This window comes from Stenotrophomonas daejeonensis (assembly GCF_001431505.1).
Taxonomy (GTDB): Bacteria; Pseudomonadota; Gammaproteobacteria; order Xanthomonadales; family Xanthomonadaceae; genus Stenotrophomonas; species Stenotrophomonas daejeonensis.
Genome location: NZ_LDJP01000015.1, coordinates 1 through 19,487, shown reverse-complemented (window position 1 = coordinate 19,487; position 19,487 = coordinate 1). Strand labels below are relative to the sequence as shown.

General features: G+C 68.8%; 21 protein-coding genes. 15 read left to right on the top strand and 6 right to left on the bottom strand.

Translation table 11 applies throughout. The features are described 5' to 3' along the window. Positions 1-111 precede the first annotated feature (111 nt). Positions 112-924, top strand: a complete 813-nt coding sequence (locus ABB34_RS03270; protein ID WP_057639822.1) for an amidohydrolase — start codon at positions 112-114, stop codon at positions 922-924. A gap of 94 nt (positions 925-1,018) precedes the next feature. Next, positions 1,019-1,453, top strand: a complete 435-nt coding sequence (locus tag ABB34_RS03265; protein ID WP_057639821.1) for a hypothetical protein — start codon at positions 1,019-1,021, stop codon at positions 1,451-1,453. Between the two features lie 88 nt (positions 1,454-1,541). Here the strand turns inward: ABB34_RS03265 and serA are convergent, their stop codons facing one another. Next, positions 1,542-2,783, bottom strand: coding sequence for a phosphoglycerate dehydrogenase (gene serA, locus ABB34_RS03260; protein WP_057639820.1), 1,242 nt, complete (start codon positions 2,781-2,783; stop codon positions 1,542-1,544). A 196-nt stretch (positions 2,784-2,979) separates the two neighbouring features. On the opposite strand from serA, the gene ABB34_RS03255 reads away from it, so the two are divergent. From ABB34_RS03255 to ABB34_RS03225, 7 genes are all read left to right on the top strand, one after another. Beyond that, on the top strand, positions 2,980-4,365 hold the full coding sequence (locus ABB34_RS03255; RefSeq protein ID WP_057639819.1) for an FAD-binding oxidoreductase: 1,386 nt from the start codon (positions 2,980-2,982) through the stop codon (positions 4,363-4,365). 136 nt (positions 4,366-4,501) lie between these two features. Beyond that, a complete protein-coding gene (locus tag ABB34_RS03250; RefSeq protein ID WP_057639818.1) occupies positions 4,502-4,807 on the top strand; it encodes a type II toxin-antitoxin system TacA family antitoxin in 306 nt (101 codons plus the stop codon). A gap of 3 nt (positions 4,808-4,810) precedes the next feature. Further along, positions 4,811-5,323 carry a GNAT family N-acetyltransferase gene (locus ABB34_RS03245; protein WP_057639817.1) on the top strand — a complete coding sequence of 171 codons (513 nt, stop codon included), beginning with the start codon at positions 4,811-4,813 and terminating at the stop codon, positions 5,321-5,323. An 82-nt stretch (positions 5,324-5,405) separates the two neighbouring features. Continuing rightward, positions 5,406-5,711 carry a DUF2388 domain-containing protein gene (locus ABB34_RS03240; protein WP_057639816.1) on the top strand — a complete coding sequence of 102 codons (306 nt, stop codon included), beginning with the start codon at positions 5,406-5,408 and terminating at the stop codon, positions 5,709-5,711. A 1-nt stretch (position 5,712) separates the two neighbouring features. Continuing rightward, positions 5,713-7,446, top strand: a complete 1,734-nt coding sequence (locus ABB34_RS03235; RefSeq protein ID WP_057639815.1) for a DUF7844 domain-containing protein — start codon at positions 5,713-5,715, stop codon at positions 7,444-7,446. A 101-nt stretch (positions 7,447-7,547) separates the two neighbouring features. Continuing rightward, positions 7,548-7,814, top strand: coding sequence for a DUF2249 domain-containing protein (locus ABB34_RS03230; protein WP_057639814.1), 267 nt, complete (start codon positions 7,548-7,550; stop codon positions 7,812-7,814). Between the two features lie 3 nt (positions 7,815-7,817). Continuing rightward, positions 7,818-8,429: a hypothetical protein gene (locus tag ABB34_RS03225; protein WP_057639813.1), complete on the top strand. Its 612-nt coding sequence runs from the start codon at positions 7,818-7,820 to the stop codon at positions 8,427-8,429. Positions 8,430-8,487: 58 nt separating this feature from the next. Here ABB34_RS03225 and ABB34_RS03220 read toward each other — a convergent pair whose 3' ends face one another. The 5 genes from ABB34_RS03220 to ABB34_RS03200 form a co-directional block, all read right to left on the bottom strand. Beyond that, complete coding sequence (locus ABB34_RS03220) at positions 8,488-9,753, bottom strand: hypothetical protein (RefSeq protein ID WP_057639812.1); 1,266 nt, start codon at positions 9,751-9,753, stop codon at positions 8,488-8,490. Positions 9,754-9,918: 165 nt separating this feature from the next. Further along, positions 9,919-10,485 carry an elongation factor P-like protein YeiP gene (gene yeiP, locus ABB34_RS03215; protein ID WP_057639811.1) on the bottom strand — a complete coding sequence of 189 codons (567 nt, stop codon included), beginning with the start codon at positions 10,483-10,485 and terminating at the stop codon, positions 9,919-9,921. A 66-nt stretch (positions 10,486-10,551) separates the two neighbouring features. Further along, positions 10,552-11,322 (bottom strand): SDR family NAD(P)-dependent oxidoreductase, encoded by a 771-nt coding sequence (locus ABB34_RS03210; RefSeq protein WP_057639810.1) that lies wholly within the window; start codon positions 11,320-11,322, stop codon positions 10,552-10,554. A gap of 202 nt (positions 11,323-11,524) precedes the next feature. Beyond that, entirely contained in the window at positions 11,525-12,415 is an 891-nt protein-coding gene (locus ABB34_RS03205; protein ID WP_057639809.1) for a hydroxymethylglutaryl-CoA lyase, read from the bottom strand. A gap of 1 nt (position 12,416) precedes the next feature. Further along, the gene (locus tag ABB34_RS03200) at positions 12,417-13,208 is read right to left on the bottom strand and encodes an enoyl-CoA hydratase-related protein (RefSeq protein WP_057639808.1); all 792 of its coding nucleotides are present in this window, start codon (positions 13,206-13,208) and stop codon (positions 12,417-12,419) included. A 126-nt stretch (positions 13,209-13,334) separates the two neighbouring features. Here ABB34_RS03200 and ABB34_RS03195 point away from each other — a divergent pair, with 126 nt between their 5' ends. From ABB34_RS03195 to carB, 6 genes are all read left to right on the top strand, one after another. Next, entirely contained in the window at positions 13,335-13,580 is a 246-nt protein-coding gene (locus tag ABB34_RS03195; protein ID WP_057639807.1) for a FeoA family protein, read from the top strand. Further along, complete coding sequence (gene feoB, locus ABB34_RS03190) at positions 13,577-15,439, top strand: ferrous iron transport protein B (RefSeq protein WP_057639806.1); 1,863 nt, start codon at positions 13,577-13,579, stop codon at positions 15,437-15,439. The genes ABB34_RS03195 and feoB overlap by 4 nt, the downstream gene beginning before the upstream one ends. Then, on the top strand, positions 15,439-15,693 hold the full coding sequence (locus ABB34_RS03185; RefSeq protein ID WP_057639805.1) for a DUF6587 family protein: 255 nt from the start codon (positions 15,439-15,441) through the stop codon (positions 15,691-15,693). Before feoB ends, ABB34_RS03185 begins: the two co-directional genes overlap by 1 nt. A 238-nt stretch (positions 15,694-15,931) precedes the next feature. After that, positions 15,932-16,651, top strand: a complete 720-nt coding sequence (gene dapB, locus ABB34_RS03180; RefSeq protein ID WP_057639804.1) for a 4-hydroxy-tetrahydrodipicolinate reductase — start codon at positions 15,932-15,934, stop codon at positions 16,649-16,651. Positions 16,652-16,873: 222 nt separating this feature from the next. Further along, complete coding sequence (carA, locus tag ABB34_RS03175) at positions 16,874-18,049, top strand: glutamine-hydrolyzing carbamoyl-phosphate synthase small subunit (RefSeq protein WP_057639803.1); 1,176 nt, start codon at positions 16,874-16,876, stop codon at positions 18,047-18,049. Between the two features lies 1 nt (position 18,050). Continuing rightward, positions 18,051-19,487: carbamoyl-phosphate synthase large subunit (carB, locus tag ABB34_RS03170; protein ID WP_083490036.1), on the top strand; the 1,437-nt coding region annotated here is incomplete at its 3' end.

The window sequence follows — 19,487 nt, the reverse complement described above, 5'->3', positions numbered from 1 at the left end:
GTAGGCCGGGGTTACACCCCCGGCGCTCCGTGCATCACGGCGTCGGGGGCATAGCCCCGACCTACCCGGATTTTTCAAATCACGAATCACCCATCACGAATCACGGCCTCCATGAACGACCTCCGCATTTCCCTCGTGCAAGGCGACACCCGCTGGCACGATCCAGCCGGCAACCGCGAGCACTACGCCGCACTGCTGGCGCCGCTGGCCGGCGGCACCGACCTGGTGATCCTGCCGGAAACCTTCACCAGTGGCTTCTCCAACGACGCCATCGACAGGGCCGAGGACATGGACGGCCCGACCGTGGCCTGGATCCGCGAGCAGGCACGCGTGCTGGGCGCGGCGGTCACCGGCAGCGTGCAGCTGCGCGTCGGTGGCGAGGTGTTCAACCGCCTGCTGTGGGCCACGCCGGACGGCGGGCTGCGGCACTACGACAAGCGCCACCTGTTCCGCTATGCCGGCGAGCACAAGCGCTACGCCGCCGGCCGTGAACGCCTGTGCGTGGAGTGGAAGGGCTGGCGGATCAACCCACAGGTCTGCTACGACCTGCGCTTCCCGGTGTTCTGCCGCAACCGCTTCGACGTGGAGCGGGCGGGACAGATGGATTTCGACCTGCAGATATTCGTCGCCAACTGGCCGTCGGTGCGCGCGCATGCGTGGCGCACGCTGGCCCGCGCGCGGGCGATCGAGAACCTGAGCTACGTGGCGGTGGTCAACCGCGTCGGCACCGATGGCAACGGCCTGCACTACGCGGGCGACAGCGCGGTGATCGATTTCCTCGGCCAGCCGCAGGTCGAGGTCCGCGAGCGCGAGCAGGTGGTCACCACCACCATTTCCGCCGCCGCACTGGCCGCCCACCGCGAGCGCTTCCCGGCGATGCTCGACGCCGACGCGTTCGAACTGGCCGGCCCCGCGGCCGGCTGAACGGAATCCGGACGCGGCGCCGCGCCATCGCATGCGCTGCACCGGCGGGCTGCTAGGCTCGGCGCATCTTCGACGGACGAAGGGAGTTGCAACCATGAAGAGAACAACGACGGCACTGCTGGTGCTGGCCGCGATGCTGGCGACACCGGCCGCGCAGGCGGCGGGCAACATCGACTGCGAACTGAACTTCAACCTGAGCGGCTGGTCGATCTTCTACAAGACTGCCTCCGGGCAGGGCACCATCACCTGCGACAACGGCGCGTCGATCCCGGTCAGCATCCGCGCCAAGGGCGGCGGCCTGACCGTAGGCAAGTCCAACGTCATCAACGGCCGCGGCAAGTTCACCGGCGCCTACAGCCTGAACGACCTGATCGGCACCTACGGCGGCGCCGAGGTGCATGCCGGCGCGTCACGTTCGAGCAACGCGCAGGTGGTGACCAAGGGCGATATCTCGCTGGCGCTGGCCGGCACCGGCCGCGGCTGGGACCTGGGCATCGGCTTCGGCAAGTTCGAGATCAGGCGCCGCTGAACCGACGGCGCGGGATACCGGTAGTGCCGGCCGCTGGCCGGCACCGCCCGGCCAACGGCCGGGCGCCACCTTCAAGAAGCCCCCACGCTCAATACAGGATGCGCGTGCGCAGCGTGCCCTCGATGGCCGCCAGTTCGCCGCGGATCGCGTTGGCCTGCTCCTCGGTGGCGGCAATGTCGATGACCACGTAGCCCAGCTTCGGGTCGGTGCGCAGGAACTGCCCGTCGATGTTGAGGTTGTGGCGCGAGAACACCTCGTTGATCTTCGACAGCACGCCCGGCACGTTGCGGTGGATGTGCAGCAGGCGCTGGCTCTGCGCATGCTCGGGCAGCGTGACCTCGGGGAAATTGACCGCCGACAGGGTGCTGCCGTTGTCGCTGTAGCGCACCAGCTTGGCGGCCACTTCAAGGCCGATGTTGTCCTGCGCCTCCAGCGTGGAGCCGCCCACGTGCGGGGTCAGGATCACGTTGTCGTGCGCGGTCAGCGGCGATTCGAAGCGGTCGCCGTTGCCCTTGGGCTCGACCGGGAACACGTCCACCGCCGCGCCGCCGAGGTGGCCCGAGCGCAGCGCCGCGTCGAGCGCGTCGATGACCACCACGGTGCCGCGCGCGGCGTTGATCAGGTGCGCGCCGGGCTTCATCTTCGCCAGCTGCGCCGCGCCGATCATCCACTGCGTGGAGGCGGTCTGCGGCACGTGCAGGGTGACGATGTCCGAGCGCGAAAGCAGGTCGTCCAGGCTGGCGGCCGCCTGCGCGTTGCCCAGCGACAGCTTGGCCTCGATGTCGTGGAAGATCACGTTCATGCCCATCGCCTCGGCCAGCACGCCGACCTGGGTGCCGATGTGGCCATAGCCGACGATGCCCAGCGTCTTGCCGCGCACCTCGTGGCTGCCGGTGGCGGATTTCGACCAGCCGCCACGATGGCATTCGGCATTCTTCTGCGGCACGCCGCGGGTGAGCAGGATCGCCTCGGCGATCACCAGCTCGGCCACCGAGCGGGTGTTGGAGTAGGGCGCGTTGAACACCGGGATACCGGCCAGCTCGGCCGCCTCCAGGTCCACCTGGTTGGTGCCGATGCAGAAGCAGCCCACCGCGATCAGGCGCTTGGCCTGTGCCAGCACCTCGGCGGTGAGTTGGGTGCGCGAGCGCAGGCCGACGATGTGCGCCTCGGCGATGCGCGCCTTCAACTCGTCTTCCGGCAGCGCCTTGGCGTGGTATTCGATCTGCGAATAACCGGCCGCCTTGAACGCATCCACCGCCGTCTGACTGACGCCCTCCAGCAACAAAACACGGATGTCCTGCTTCGGGAACGAGGTCTTCTTGGGCGACATGGCAGTGGCGGCTTGGTGGGGGAAGGGAGTTGCCGACTATGCCAGAAGGGAAGGGGTTTTGTGCACTGCGACAGTTGGTAATGTCTTGATAACCCGAAGGTTTCAGGTGAATCGATTGCGTCCGGTTACGGCTGCTGGACGTGCCGCGTCGTGGCTGTCAGGCTTTCCGGTCCCCCATCATGCCTCTGCCACCGCCATGACCGATCCGCGCCTGGAAACCCTGTTGCAGTCCTGCCCCGGGCTGCGCCTGAAGACCGAGCCGGCGGACCTGGAGCATTACGGCCGCGACTGGACCCGGCGCTGGACGCCGGCGCCGCTGGCGATCGCATTGCCGGGCAGCGTCGAGGAAGTGCAGGCGGTGCTGCGCTGGGCCAACGCGCACAAGGTGGCGGTGGTGCCGTCCGGCGGCCGCACCGGCCTGTCCGGCGGCGCGGTGGCGGCCAACGGCGAGCTGGTGCTGAGCCTGGAGCGCATGAACAAGGCGCTGGACTTCGACGCGGTCGACCGCACCCTGACCGTACAGGCCGGCATGCCGCTGGAAGCGGTGCACAACGCGGCGCTGGAGCACGGCCTGATCTACCCGGTGGATTTCGCCGCGCGCGGTTCCTGCACCATTGGCGGCAACATCGCCACCAATGCCGGCGGCATCCGCGTGATCCGCTATGGCAACACCCGCGAGTGGATCGCCGGGTTGAAGGTGGTGGCCGGCAATGGCGAGCTGCTGGAACTCAACAAGGGCCTGATCAAGAACTCCAGCGGCTACGACTTCCGCCAGCTGCTGGTCGGCTCGGAAGGCACGCTCGGCGTCGTCGTGGAAGCAACTCTGAAGCTCACCGACCCGCCGCCGGCCAGCAACGTGATGCTGCTGGCGCTGCCCAGCTTCGAGGTGCTGATGCAGGTGTTCGCCGCGTTCCGCGAGCGGATGCGGTTGGAGGCGTTCGAGTTCTTCACCGACCGCGCGGTGCACCACGTCACCGCCCACGGCGCGCAATACCCGTTCGCCGAAACCTACCCGTACTACGTGGTCACCGAGTACGCGGTGGCCGACGAGGCGGGCGAAGCCGCAGCGCTGGCCGCGTTCGAGCACTGCATGGAGCAGGGCTGGGTGCTCGATGGCGTCATCAGCACCAGCCAGGCGCAGGCGCAGCAGCTGTGGCGCCTGCGCGAGGGCATCACCGAATCGCTGGCGCGCTACAAGCCGTACAAGAACGACGTGTCGGTGCGCATCTCGGCGATGCCTGCGTTCCTTGAAGAAACGCAGGCACTGATCGGCGATGCCTACCCGCATTTCGACGTGGTCTGGTTCGGCCACATCGGCGACGGCAACCTGCACATCAACGTGCTCAAGCCCGACGACACCAGCGACGCCGAGTTCCTCGGCCAGTGCGAGCACGTCACCAAGCTGCTGGCGCAGGTGCTGCAGCGCTTCCACGGCAGCATCTCGGCCGAGCACGGCATCGGCCTGGTCAAGAAGCCCTACCTGTCCAGCACCCGTGACGCGGCGGAAATCGCGCTGATGCGCGGGGTGAAGCAGGCGTTCGACCCGAACGGGCTGCTGAACCCGGGCAAGCTGTTCGATTGAGTTTCCAACCCCCTGCATTTCGATGTCCGACTGCCTCACTTCGTCGTGAGCAGGAGTAAAGCGCGGGCTGTCACAAGCGAACACGGCATGTAGTGCAAAATGCGCTACAATTTCGTCATCCACCGGAGAGCGTGCCATGTCCTTTGCCACCGATCGCAGGGATCACCCCTTGTCGATGCGCCTGCCCGATGCCGATATCGCGGTGATCGACCGCGCCGCCTATCTACGCGGGCGCTCGCGTACCGATTTCGTGCGCGAGGCGGCGGTGCGTGCGGCCGAGGAAGTGCTGATGGAAGCCATGCCGGTACGGATGACCGCCGAAGGCTTCGAAGCGTTCATCCAGACGCTGTCCAGCCCGGCACAGGCGGTGCCGGAGATGATGGAGGTGCTGCAGCGGCCCGCGCCGTGGGAACGGCAGGGCGAAACCGGGCACGAGGCTTGAGGCGTGGCGCTGTCCGCGCCGGAGCCATTGACCGAAGCCCATGACATGGCTTCGTTCTCCTGTGGCAAGCCGGGGCTGGACCACTGGCTGTGGACGCGGGCGCTGGGCAACCAGCAAAAGGGCTTCACAGCGGTAATGGTGGTTCACGAAAGCCTGCGGGTGGTGGGCTATTACGGCCTTGCCCCGACCGCCATCGTGCCGGGGCGGCTGCCGCGTTCGATCCGCACCGGGCAGCCACCCGATCCGGTGCCATGCCTGCTGTTGGGGCAATTGGCCACCGATACCGGTTGGGCCGGGCAGGGCATCGGTACCGGCCTGCTCAAACATGCGTTGCAGCGCTGCGTGGCGGCTTCCATCCTGGTGGGTGGACGGGCATTGCTGGTGAATGCCATCGACGAGGAGGCCGCCGCGTTCTGGCGGCGGCGTGGATTCGTGGCGACCCGTGATGATCCGTGGATGCTGTTTCGTTCGATGGCGGACATTGCCGCCTCGATCGAAATGGCGGGGCAGGCTTGACGTCGTCTTGGGCCGTGCAAGCTGTTCGATTGAGCCGGCAGCCGCTACGCTTGCCTGCCTTCCCATCGATTCCCGACCGCCGATGATCCGTCCGCTCCTGTTCTGCACCCTGCTTGCCGCCTCCGCTCCGCTGCCGCTGCTGGCCTCCAGCTTCGCCGGCACCACCGCCGGCTCGGCCAGCGGTGCCTCGTCGCAGGGGTCGAGCAGTTCGTCGGACGACGACAAGGTCGTCCAGGCCGCACGCGAGGAAGCCGCCGGTTTCGTTGCCAGCGATGGCCAACTGCGCGGCGCGCGCCTGCAGGCGGCGCTGCTGCACCTGCGCCAGCACGATGCCGATGCCGCCACTGCCAGCGACATGGAACTGGCGCGGGCGATCCTCGCCCGCTGAAATGCGCCTGAGCGCATGGCTGGCCGTCGCGCTGCTGCTGGCCAGCGGCAGCGGCCATGCATTGGAATTGCGGCTGGACCCGGCGGGCCTGAACCCGCTCCAGCAACGGCAGGCCAGCGACTTGCTGGCGCGCGCGCAGGCGACGTTGCCTGAACGCTGGCGCGCCGATCCGCGACATTTTTCGCTGCATTTCGATCCACACCTGCCTGCCGACGTCGCCGGCAGGCACCGGCGCGGCGACCTGCGGCTGTCGCCGAATCTGCTGCAAATGACGCCCGCCGGCGAGACGCACGATCTGGCGCGCGCCACCGTGCTGCATGAAATCGCCCATGCCTTCGACCGCGGCGAAGGCGGCGGCTGGTCGCGGCAAGCGCAGTTCCGCCGCCTTGCCGGCTGGGATCGGCGCGGCGCCAATCCCTACGCATTGCGCAGCCCCGACGACTACGAGCGCCACAGCCCGGCCGAGGCGTTCGCGGTCAACCTCGAGTGGTATCTGCTCGATCCGCAGTACCGCTGCCGGCGGCCGGCGCTGGCGGCGTGGTATCGCCAGCAATTGGGGCCGGCGCCGCTGCCGGAAGCGGCCTGCACCGATGCGCTGCCGCTGCTGGTGGCCGGCACCGGCGCGGCGCAACTGGAACTGGAAACACTGGACCCGGCCCGCGTGTACGCGGTGGATTACCTGCTGGCCGGCAGCGGCGACGCGGCGATGAGCCGCTTCGGCCACGCCATGCTGCGGCTGGTGGTCTGCGCGCCGGGCCGCGTTCCCGGCCCGCGCTGCCGGATGGACCTGGCTTACCACCGGGTGCTGTCCTTCCGCGCCTTCGTCAACGACGTGCAGATTTCCAACTGGCTCGGGTTGAGCGGTGCCTATCCGGCGCGGTTGTTCGTGCTGCCGCTGGACCAGGTGATCGAGGAATACACCCGCACCGAGCTGCGCGACCTGCAGGCCTGGCCGCTGGCCTTGTCGTCGGCGCAGGTCGACGCGCTGCTGCAACTGGCTGCCCGCGCGCACTGGAGTTACGACGGCCGCTACCGCTTCATCGGCAACAACTGCGCGGTGGAAAGCGGACGACTGCTGGATCTGGCGCTGACGCCGCAACGGCGGCGCTTGCAGGCCATCACCCCGCGCGGCGTGTTGCATCGGCTGCAGGCTGCCGGCCTGGCCGACGTGCAACCGCCATCGGCGCGCAGCGGGGACGGCCTGTATTTCGCTTCGGCCCGCGAGGATTACCGGCAACTGCTGCATGGCCTGCAACAGGCCGGGCTGGCGCCGCCACTGCCGCTGGAGCGCTGGCTGGACAGCCCGGCACGGCAACGCGGCACGCTGCCGCCGGACCTGCCATTGCAGCCGACCGCGGCGTGGTGGGTGCTGGAAACCGCCGCACTGCGCCGGGCCGAGCTGCGCGCGCTCGCGCAGCTGAAGCGACGGCTGGGGCAGGGCGCCCCAGAGCTGCAGGCACGGCTGGCCGACTGGCAACACTTCAGCGGCCTGTTCGACGCGCCGGCATCGCTGCTGCCGGCGGCAGGCTACGGCATCGTCCAGCCCGAGGAACTGGCCGCGCTGGAACAGGCACTGGCCCGGCACGGCGAGGAGGCGCAGGCGCGCTGGCAAGGCCTGCACGAAGCCGCCGAACAGGCCTTGCCGCGCGCGCAGCGGCTGGAACTGGAGCAGGCTCGGCAGCGCGTGCAGTGGCTGGCCACGCGCATGCGGCAACTGGCCGCCGCGGCGGACTGAGGCCGGGGACGGGCGGCATCAGCGGCGTTCTTGACCTTGGTCAGGGCGATGGCCGGAGCGCGGCCTAGCATGGAACGCGTTTCCCACGATTGGAGTTCCCGATGAATGCCTCGCTTGATCCCGCTCCCAACGTCCATGTCTTCGACGCCCGCGGCGTGGCCCGCCGCTTCCGCCATTCCGCGATCTTTGGCGCGCTGGGCGCGTTGCGCAACGGCGAAACCATGCGCTTCGTCAACGACCACGACCCGATCCCCCTGCTGGGCCAGCTGACCCAGCGCTTCGGCGAACACCTGTCGATCAACTACCTGCAGCGCGGGCCGGAGGCGGTGGTGATCGACTTCGGCATCCAGGGCCTGCCGGAGGAGTGAGCCGTGGCCTTCCCCGAGTTCTTCGAGCAGGCCCCGCGCATCGCCGTGCATGACGCACTGGCGCGCCTCCTCGGCGCCAGCGACGACGGCCGGATCGAATACGGCTATGCCGATGCGGTGAAGCTGGCCGGGCATTCCTGCCCGACCGTGGCCGGGGCCTGGCTGATGGTGCGCGCGGCACTGCAGGCGCTGTACCGCGGGCAGTTGCCCGAGCGCGGCGGGGTCCGGGTGGACATGGGCGAAGCCGAGGATGCCGGCACCACCGGCGTCGTCGCCCAGGTCTTCACCTTGATTACCGGTGCGGCGGCCGGCAACGGCTTCCAGGGCGTGGGCGGCCGATTTTCGCGCCACAACCTGCTGCGTCACGGCGCCGGGGGCGGCAACACGGCCCGTTTCACCCGCACCGACAGCGGCGCGGCGGTGGAGGTGGGCATGGACCTGTCCGGGGTGCCGGCCGACGTGCCGCTGCGGCCGCTGCTGGCCAGTGCGCTGGCCGACGATGCCAGCGACGCCACCCGGGCCGAATTCGCCCGGGTCTGGCAGGGCAGGGTGCGCCGGTTGCTGCTCGAACATGCCGACGACCCGGCGGTGATCCAGGTCCGTCCGCTGGCCTGAGCCGGCCTGCGGCGGTCGGCTTGCCGTGCGTGAAAGGCGGGCCGCCGGGCGGTCCGCCTCAATAGTCGTAGTTAAGGGTCAGCCGGTTTTCCCGGTAATCGACACGGTGCCGGCGTTGCTGCTGGACCGCGAAGGCGTTGTGCACGCTCCAGCCCTTCAATGCCCCCTCGAAGCGGTAACTGGCGAATACCATGTATTCGCGCTGGCCGATGGACGGCTGGCCCGCGGCCGGGCTCAGGTCCATGTACGACCAGCGTGCCCCCCAGCGCAGTTGCCGGCTGGCCGCCACCTCCAGGTCCAGCGACCACGCATCGCCGGTTCCCAGGTCCTGGGTGCTGGTCAGGTAAGGCTGGGCGAACAGCGGCCCGGAGGTCTGGTAGCTGGCGTAGGGCGTCGCCACCGCGCCATTGCGGAAGGCCCCGGCCCGGTGCGGCATGTGGTTGTGGTTGAGCGTGGCCGTCAGCCGGGGGCTGCGCACGCCCACGCGCAGGCCATAGGTGCGGTTGTCCACCGGCCCCAGCAGGGCCGCGCCCTGTTCGTGCTGGGCAATGAACTGCACGGCCGCGAACGGGCGCAGCAGACCGTGGCCGGCGGCCATCTCGGCCTGCCCGAAATACAGGTCGGCATAGTCCAGGTAGCGGATCAGCCAGATCTGGCCACTGGCATCGACCGCGCCCAGCGCGGTCTTTCCTGCGCCGCCCATTGCCCAGAAGCCGTCGGTGGCGGCGTCGCCGGCATTGGGCGGATGGAGCGAGAAGCGGCGGTTGTAGTTGGTGCTGCGCGAGAACGATTCGTCGATGCGCGACTTGTAGCGGAACATGCGCACCACGGTGAAATGCTTGCCACCTTCGCCAAGGCGCAGGCGCACGCCCTGATAGAGCTGCGGCACGATGCGGAAATCGAAGCTGGCGGTGAAGGGCACCTCGTCGAGGGTTTGGTTGCCGGCGCGCAGCGACAGTTTTTCGCCCTGCCATTGCAGCCAGGTTTCGCCCATCACGGTGAGGTTGCGGCCGAGGTCGCGTTCGCGGCCCGTGCCGGCGTGCACCAGGTTGCGTTGCAGGTAGCCGCTGGCGCGCAGCGAAACGCCATGCAGCGGCGCGGTGGTGAAGCCGAGCCGGCCGCCGGCCGCGACGGTGTCGCGATCGACGCCTTCGGCGAAGAAGGCATTGCCGGTAGCGTAGTACAGGCCGCGCAGGTTGGCGTCCACACGGCCCTGGCCGAACATCTGCCGCAGGTCCTGCGCCGGCTGCGGCTCGGCGGCAACGGCGGGGGCGAAGGCCGGGGCCAGCAGGAGCGGCAGCAGGTGGCGGAGGGGCGGGGCCATGCCGGCTTATCGGCTGGGCAAGGGCAATCCTTCAGCCTGTCCTTCCTTCTTCCCCCGGCCGGGGCGAGCAGGTGAGTGATATCGGGCTGCACGAGGCTTCGCCCGTACCCTCTCCCCAACCCCTCTCCCAAGGGGAGAGGGGCTTTGATTTCCTGCGTCGGGAAATCAGTCGGCGCGGCCGCCGAACTCACCGGTGGTGGTGTTGACCAGGATGCGCTCGCCGTTGGCGATGTATTCCGGGACCATGATCTCGATGCCGGTATTGAGCTTGGCCGGCTTCGGGCGCTTGGTCGCGGTGCCGCCCTTCAGCTCCGGCGGGGTCTCGACCACTTCCAGGGTGACGTGCTGCGGCAACTGGATCGCCACCGGCTGCTCGTCGATCACCTGCACGTAGATCCCGGCCAGGCCCTCGGTGATGTAGCCGGCGTCATCGCCGACCACGTCCGCGTCCAGCGTGTACGGGGTGTAGTCCTCGTCGTCCATGAACACGAAGGCGTCGCCGTCCATGTACGAGAAGGTGGACTGGCGGCGCAGCAGCTCGACTTCCGGCAGGTTGTCGTCGGCGTCGAAACTGGCGTCGAGCTTGTTGCCGCCCGGCACGCTGTACATGATGAAACGGAAGCGGACGTTGCCGCCGCGGCCTTGTGGCGAGCTGCGCTCGATGTCGCGGATCTGGTAGACGCCGTTGTTGTATTCGACGACGTTGCCTTTCTTGATGTCGGAGGCTTTCATGCTTGGAAAGTCGGTTGGGGTAAGGGGTGAATTGAAACGGGCGCCTTGTGGGCGCCCGCGGGTGGGTTACTTGGGCGCCAGGCGCACGGCGCCATCCAGGCGGATGGTTTCGCCGTTGAGGTAGGGGTTGGAGATGATGTGGCCGACCAGCATGGCGAAGTCCTCCGGCTGGCCCAGCCGCGACGGGAACGGGATCGAGGCGGCCAGCGACTCCTGCACGTTGGCCGGCATGCCGTCCACCATCGGCGTCCAGAACACGCCCGGCGCAATGGTCATCATGCGGATGCCGAAGCGCGCCAGTTCGCGCGCCATCGGCAGGGTCATGCCGACCACGCCGCCCTTGGAGGCAGAGTAGGCGGCCTGGCCGATCTGGCCCTCGTAGGCGGCGACCGAGGCGGTGTTGACGATCACCCCGCGCTCGCCGTCGGCGTTGGCCTCGTTGTGCTGCATCAGGTCGGCGGCGGCCTTGGCGACGTTGAAGCTGCCGACCAGGTTGACCATCACCGTGGTCTGGAAATTGGCCAGCGGCATCGGTGCCTCGCGGCCGAGCACGCGGCCGGCGCCGAGGATGCCGGCGCAGTTCATCACCATGTTCAGCCCGCCGAGGAACTCGCGCGCGGCGGCCAAGTTGGCGGCCACGCCGGCCTCGTCGGTGACGTTGGTGGTGAAGTAGCGGGCATTGCCCGTGCCAAGTTCGGCCACCGCGGCCGTGCCTTTCTCCTCGTTGAGGTCGAACAGCGCGACCTTGCCGCCATTGGCGACGAGGAAGCGGGCCACGCCAAGGCCGAGGCCGGAGACACCGCCGGTGACGACGGCGCGGACGGAGGACAACTGCATCGGGACGATCCTGCGGTGGATGAAAGCGGCAATTCTAGCCGATGGCGGTTCAAAGCCCCCTCCTTCGCGGAGAGGGCCGGTGATGCTGAGCTACCGATCGTAGGTCGGGGCTACGCCCCCGACGCTTCATGCATACAGCCGTCGGGGCGTAGCCCCGACCTACCAGAAACCTTCTCCTCCCCGTGGCAATGGGGAGGACACGTCACCCCGCCATCGCCTTGCCGACCTTGCTGCCGTTGTCGCGCCCCAGCACCGCGGCCAGCCAACGCCCGGTTTCCGCCAGCGCCGGCAGGTCGATGCCGGTGTCCATGCCCATGCCATGCAGCATGTAGACCACGTCCTCGCTGGCAACGTTGCCACTGGCGCCGCGTGCATACGGACAACCGCCGGTGCCGCCAACTGCCGAGTCCACAACGCGCACGCCTTCCTCCAGGCAGGCGGCGATGTTCGCCAGCGCCTGCCCCCAGGTGTCGTGGAAATGCACCGCCAGCGCCGCCATCGGCACTTCCGCGGCGACCGCGCGCAGCATCGCGCGCGCCTTCAGCGGCGTGCCGACGCCGATGGTGTCGCCCAGCGAAATCTCGTAGCAGCCGCTTTCATGCAGCGCACGCGCCACCCGCACCACGTCGGCCAGCGGCACCTCGCCCTGATAGGGGCAGCCCAGCACGGTGGAGACATAGCCGCGCACCTTGACACCATCGGCCTTGGCGCGTTCCAGCACCGGCGCGAAGCGCTGCAGCGATTCGTCGATGCCGGCATTGGTATTGGTGCGGTTGAACTGCTCGGAGGCGGCGGTGAATACCGCCACTTCGTCGGCGCCGGCCGCCGCCGCGCGCGCGTAGCCCTGTTCGTTGGGCACCAGCACCGGGTAGGCGATGCCGGGGCGGCGGGTGATGCCGGCCATGACCTCGGCAGCGTCGGCCAGTTGCGGCACCCATTTCGGGCTGACGAAGCTGGTGGCCTCGATGCTGCGCAGGCCGGTGGCCGAGAGGCGGTCGATCAGCGTGATCTTGTCGGCGGTGGCGACCTGCTGCTTCTCGTTCTGCAGGCCGTCGCGCGGGCCGACCTCGACAATGCGGACGAAATCGCTCATGTCAGTGCGCCGCCATCCAGCGCGGTGCGCGCTTTTCGAGGAAGGCCGACAGACCCTCGCGGCCCTCGTCGGAAGCGCGCAGGGCGGCGATCAAGCCGGCGTTGGCGCCGTCCAGCGCATCGCGGTCGGCACCAAGCGCCAGTACGTCACGCACCAGCGCCTTGGCCGAAGCCGTGGCGACCGGGCCGGCCTTGCCGAGCAGCGCCAGCTGCGCCTGCACCGCCGCGTCCAGCGCATCGGCGGCCACCACCTGGTGCACCAGCCCGATCCGCTGCGCGGTGGCGGCGTCGAAATGCTCGCCGCTGGCGAACCAGCGCCGGGCCTGGCGCGGGCCGATGGCGGCGATGACGTAGGGCGAGATCACCGCCGGCAGCAGGCCGAGGCGGCTTTCGGTCAACCCGAAGCGCGCGCCCTCGGCGGCGATGGCGATGTCGCAGCAGGCCACCAGCCCGACGCCGCCGCCGAACGCGGCGCCGTGCACGCGGGCGAGGGTCGGCTTGGGCAATTCGTCCAGGGTGCGCATCAGCCGGGCAAGGGCGAGGGCGTCCTGGCGGTTCTCCTCCTGCGAGGCGTTGGCCATTGCCCGCATCCATTGCAGGTCGGCGCCGGCCGAGAACGAGGGGCCTTCGCCGGCCAGCACCACCACACGCACCGCCGGGTCGGCGCCCAGTGCTTCGAGGGTGGCGGTCAGGCTGGCGATCAGGCCGGCGTCGAAGGCGTTGTGCAGCTCGGGCCGGTTCAGGCGCAGCGTGGCCACCGCACCGTCGTGGTCCACGCGCAAGGCATTGCTCATCAGGCAGTTCCGCGGATTGTTTGCAATGCAACGAATGATAGCGGGGCGGCCGGCGGGCGCCATGACGCGGCGCGGCGATGGTACTATTGATAACCATTCTTGATTAGCAACATGAGCGCCCATCCAGTGACGTTGTCGGATTTGCCGCTGCACGCCGCCGCGCAGGTGGAAGAAGTGCAGGACATGCATGCCAATGATGCGATCGCCCGGCGGTTGCGCGAATTGGGTTTCGTCGGTGGCGAGGACGTGCGCATGGTGGCCCGGGGGCCGCTCGGCGGCGAACCGCTGCTGGTGCAGGTCGGCTTCACCCGTTTCGCGCTCCGGCGCAGCGAGGCCGCGCGCATCCGGGTACGCAACGGAGGCACGGCATGAACGCGGCGACGGCGGTGACCCGGCTGGCCCTGGTCGGCAACCCGAACTGCGGCAAGACCGCGCTGTTCAACCAGCTCACCGGCAGCCGCCAGAAGGTGGCCAACTACGCCGGCGTGACCGTGGAGCGCAAGGAAGGGCGCATGCGCGGGCCGTCCGGCCGCGAATACGCGGTGCTCGACCTGCCGGGCGCCTACAGCCTGCAGCCGGCCAGCCTCGACGAGGCCATCACCCGCGACCTGTGCCGCGGCTTCTACCCCGGCGAGGCCGCGCCGGACGCGCTGGTGTGCGTGATCGACGCCACCAACCTGCGCCTGCACCTGCGTTTCGCGCTGGAAGTGCGCGAGCTGGGAAAACCAATGATCGTGGCGCTGAACATGGTCGACGCCGCGCGCCGCCGCGGCATCGAGATCGACGTGGCGGCGCTGGAACAGGCGCTCGGCGTGCCCGTGGTGGAAACCGTGGCGGTGCGCTACAACGGCGCCAACGAACTGGTCAGGCGCATCGACGCGCTGATGCCGCAGCCGGCGTCGATGCAACCGCCGGCGGTGGAGGCCGGCGCCGACCACCATGCGCAGGTGCGCGACATCCTCGCCAGCGCGGTGAAGATGCCCAGCCGCACGGCGAAGATCGACGATGCGCTGGACCGCTGGCTGCTGCACCCGGTGTTCGGGCTGCTGACCCTGGCGGTGGTGATGTTCCTGATCTTCCAGGCGGTCTACGCCTGGGCCACGCCGCTGATGGACGGCATCGAGGCCGCGTTCGGCTGGCTGGGCGAAATGGTCGGCGAACACCTGCCGGAAGGGCCGCTGGCCAGCCTGCTCACCGACGGCATCATCGCCGGCGTCGGCGGGGTGGTGGTGTTCCTGCCGCAGATCCTGATCCTGTTCTTCTTCATCCTCGCGCTGGAGGAGTCCGGCTACCTGCCGCGCGCGGCGTTCCTGCTGGACAGGATGATGGCCGCCGCCGGCCTGTCCGGGCGCTCGTTCATCCCGCTGCTGTCCAGCTTCGCCTGCGCGGTGCCGGGCATCATGTCCACCCGCAGCATCCAGGACCCGCGCGACCGGCTGGCGACGATCCTGGTCGCGCCGTTGATGACCTGTTCGGCGCGGCTGCCGGTGTATGCGCTGCTGATCGGCGCGTTCATCCCGGAAAAGACCGTGTGGGGCGTGTTCAACCAGCAGGGGCTGGTGCTGTTCGGGCTGTACGTGGCCGGCATCGTCAGCGCGCTGGCGATGTCGTGGACGATGAAGAAGTTCCGCCGCGACAAGAGCGAGCACCCGCTGCTGCTGGAGCTGCCGTCCTACCGCCTGCCGCACCCGCGCGACCTGGCCGTGGGCCTGTACGAGCGCGGCATGATCTTCCTCAAGCGCGTGGGCGGCATCATCCTGGCGCTGACCATCCTGCTGTGGTTCCTGCTGTCGTTCCCCGGCGCGCCGGAGAGCGCGACGCTGCCGGCCATCGACTACAGCTTCGCCGGCCAGATCGGCCATGCGATGGCGGTGTTCTTCGCGCCGCTGGGCTTCAACTGGCAGATCTGCATCGCGCTGATCCCCGGTCTGGCCGCGCGTGAAGTGGCGGTGGCCTCGCTGGCGACGGTGTACGCGCTGTCGGCGGCCGACGACGATGCCGCCACCCAGGCGCTGACCCCGCTGATCAGCGACGGCTGGTCGCTGGCCACCGCGCTGTCGCTGCTGGTCTGGTACATCTACGCGCCGATGTGCATCTCGACGTTGGCGACCATCAAGCGCGAAACCAACTCGTGGAAGCAGATGGCGTTCGCCACCTTCTACCTGTTCGCCGCGGCGTGGCTGGCCTCGCTGGTGACCTACCAGGTGACCGTGGCGCTGGGAGGCGGCTGATGCAGCGGGGGCTGCTGCTGCAGTACGCGATCATCGCGCTGGCCGTGCTGGTCAGTGCGTGGGTGGTGCTGAAGAAGCAGTTCCCCGGTGTGGTGCGGCGCCTGCGCGGCAGGCTGGCGCTGTGGCTGCTGAAACCGCAGCGCTCGCCGCGCCTGCAGGCGCTTGGGCAGCGGCTGGCACCGCCGGCATCGGGCGGCGACAGCACCTGCGGCGGCTGCGACGGCTGCGGGCCGAGTCCACCCAAGCAGCATTGACGCCGAGGGACGTGGCGGCGGCTCGTCGATGGGCAGGTCGGGGCTACGCCCCCCGACGGCGGGAATCCAAAGCGCCGGGGATGTAACCCCGGCCTACGGCTGCGGACCGAAGCCCCGGTAGTGCCGGCCGCTGGCCGGCAACCCCGCATATCCGGCCTTCTTTCCGACATCCTTGCGGATGCCGGCCAACGGCCGGCACTACTTGTTTTCCAGCGCGCTTGAACGTAGCGTTCCGGGCATGGACGAGACCCCCACGCGTTTGTTGATCCACGGTGCTTCCGGCCGCATGGGCCAGGCCCTGCTGCGGCTGGCGGCCGAAGACCCGTCGCTGCAGGTGGTGGCCGCGGTGGTGCGCAGGCCGCCCGCGCAGCGCGTGATCGACGGCGTGCCGCATTTCGCCGCCAGCGAATTGTCCGGCGTGCCGCCGTTCGACGTCGCCATCGATTTCAGCCTGCCGGAAGGTTTCGACCCGGTGCTGGCGTTGTGCGTGGCGCGCGGCGCCGGCTTCGTCTCCGGCACGACCGGCATCGACGCCTCCCGACAGGCGGCGCTGGACGCGGCGGCGGCCGGCATCCCGCTGGTGTGGGCGACCAACTTCAGCCTCGGCGTGGCGGTACTGGCCGAGCTGGTCGAACGCGCGGCCGCCAGCCTGCCGGGCTGGGATTGCGACATCGTCGAATCGCACCACGTGCACAAGAAGGACGCGCCTTCGGGCACCGCGCTGACCCTCGGCGAATCGGCGGTGCAGGGCGGGGCCGAGCCGCGCTACGCCAGCCTGCGCGCCGGCGACATCATCGGCGAGCATTTCGTCCAGTTCAGCGGGTTGGGCGAGCGGGTGGAGCTGGTCCACCGCGCCAGCAACCGCGACATCTTCGCCCGCGGCGCGCTGCACGTGGCCCGCCAGCTCTCCGGCCGTGCGCCCGGCCGCTACCGGGTGCGCGACCTGGTCGGCGCCTGAGCGGCCGGCCGTCCCCCGCGGGTTCAAATGGTTGCATGACGAAGTGAATGCGCCGCATTGCGGCGCTGGCGCAGGGGCCGCCGTTGCCTTTACAATTCCCGCTCGCCGAATCACGTCAGCCGGACCGGTTTAACACCGCCGTCCGCGCTTTTTTGCAACCGGTTTTTGCCGTGAGCGCAGGCGTGGCTTCGGAGCCCCCTCGGTAGCCAAAGTGAGATTCCCGTGACCCAAGCCGCAATCCTCGTGCTCGAAGACGGCACCGTATTCGAGGGCGAATCCGCAGGCGCGCCCGGCCTGTCCGTGGGTGAGGTGGTGTTCAACACCGCCATGACCGGTTACCAGGAAATGCTGACCGATTCGTCCTACACGCGGCAGATGATCACCCTGACGTACCCGCACATCGGCAACACCGGTACCAACGAACAGGACAACGAGGCGTCGCGGGTCTGGGCCGCCGGCCTGATCGTGCGCGACGTGCCGCGCCGCCCGAGCAGCTGGCGCAACCGGCAATCGCTGCCGGACTGGCTGGTCCAGCGCGGCGTGGTCGCCATCGCCGGCATCGATACCCGCAAGCTGACCCGCCTCCTGCGCGAGCGTGGCGCGCAGAACGGCGCGCTGATGGCCGGCGACGACATCGACGTGGAAAAGGCACTGGAAGCGGCGCGCAAGTTCCCCGGCCTGAAGGGCATGGACCTGGCCAAGGTGGTCAGCACCGACAAGCCCTATCCGTGGCGTGAAGGCCAGCTTGACCTCGACACGAACGAGTTCATCGGTCTGGGCGCGAAAAGCATTGAGAAGTCCGCACATGGAAGTGCGGGCTCTTGTGCGGGACGCACATACAACGTCGTCGCCTACGACTTCGGCGTGAAGACCAACATCCTGCGCATGCTCGCCGAGCGCGGCTGCGAACTCACCGTGGTGCCGGCGCAGACCCCGGCCGCCGAGGTGCTGGCGATGAACCCCGACGGCGTGTTCCTGTCCAACGGCCCCGGCGACCCGGAGCCGTGCGACTATGCCATCGCCGCGATCAGGACGTTCGTCGAGAAGAAGATCCCGACCTTCGGCATCTGCCTCGGCCACCAGCTGCTGGGCCTGGCCTCGGGCGCGCGCACCATGAAGATGGGCCACGGCCACCACGGCGCCAACCATCCGGTGCAGGACCTCGACAGCGGCCGGGTGATGATCACCTCGCAGAACCACGGCTTCGCCATCGACGAGGCCACGCTGCCGGCCAACGTCCGCGTCACCCATCGCTCGTTGTTCGACCAGACCATCCAGGGCATCGAGCGTACCGATGCCCCCGCTTTCAGCTTCCAGGGTCACCCTGAAGCTTCCCCCGGCCCCCACGATGTCGCGCCGCTGTTCGATCGGTTCGTCGCGCTGATGGAGAAGAACTGACATGCCAAAGCGTAGCGACCTCAAGACCATTCTCATCATCGGCGCCGGCCCGATCGTCATCGGCCAGGCCTGCGAGTTCGACTACTCCGGCGCGCAGGCGTGCAAGGCGCTGCGCGAGGAGGGCTACCGCGTGGTGCTGGTCAACTCCAACCCGGCCACGATCATGACCGACCCGGAGATGGCCGACGCGGTCTACATCGAGCCGATCAACTGGCAGACGGTCGAGAAGATCATCGCCAAGGAAAAGCCCGACGCGCTGCTGCCGACGATGGGCGGGCAGACCGCGCTGAACTGCGCGCTGGACCTGGCCGACAACGGCGTGCTGGAGAAGTACGGCGTCGAGCTGATCGGCGCCAAGCGCGAGGCCATCCGCATGGCCGAGGACCGCGAGCTGTTCCGCGTGGCGATGGGCGAGATCGGGCTGGAATGCCCGAAGGCCGCCGTCGCCCACACGCTGGAAGAAGCGCTGGAAATCCAGACCCGCGTCGGCTACCCGACCATCATCCGCCCGAGCTTCACCCTCGGCGGCAGCGGCGGCGGCATCGCCTACAACCGCGAGGAGCTGGTCGAAATCGTCAACCGCGGCCTGGAACTGTCGCCGACCACCGAAGTGCTGGTGGAAGAATCGGTGCTGGGCTGGAAGGAGTTCGAGATGGAGGTTGTGCGCGACACCGCGGACAACTGCATCATCGTCTGCTCGATCGAGAACCTCGACCCGATGGGCGTGCACACCGGCGACTCGATCACCGTCGCCCCGGCGCAGACCCTGACCGACAAGGAATACCAGCGCCTGCGCGATGCCTCCATCGCCGTGCTGCGCAAGATCGGCGTGGACACCGGCGGCTCCAACGTGCAGTTCGGCATCAGCCCGACCACCGGCCGCGTGGTGGTGATCGAGATGAACCCGCGCGTGTCGCGTTCCTCGGCGCTGGCCTCCAAGGCCACCGGCTTCCCGATCGCCAAGGTCGCGGCCAAGCTGGCGGTGGGCTACACGCTGGACGAACTGAAGAACGAGATCACCGGTGGCCTGACCCCGGCCTCGTTCGAGCCGAGCATCGACTACGTCGTCACCAAGATTCCGCGGTTTGCGTTCGAGAAGTTCCCGGCCGCCGACGCGCGCCTGACCACGCAGATGAAGTCGGTGGGCGAGGTGATGGCCATGGGCCGCACCTTCAAGGAATCCCTGCAGAAGGCCCTGCGCGGGCTGGAAACCGGCAAGATCGGGTTGGACCCGACCGGGCTGGACCTGTCCAGCGAGGACGACATCACCACGCTCAAGCGCGAGTTGAAGGCCCCCGGCCCGGAACGCCTGTTCTTCGTCGGCGACGCCTTCCGCGCCGGCATGAACGTCGATGACGTCTACGGCCTGTCCTTCATCGACCCGTGGTTCCTCGACCAGATCGAGGACATCGTCGCCGACGAGAAGCAGGTGCAGGCC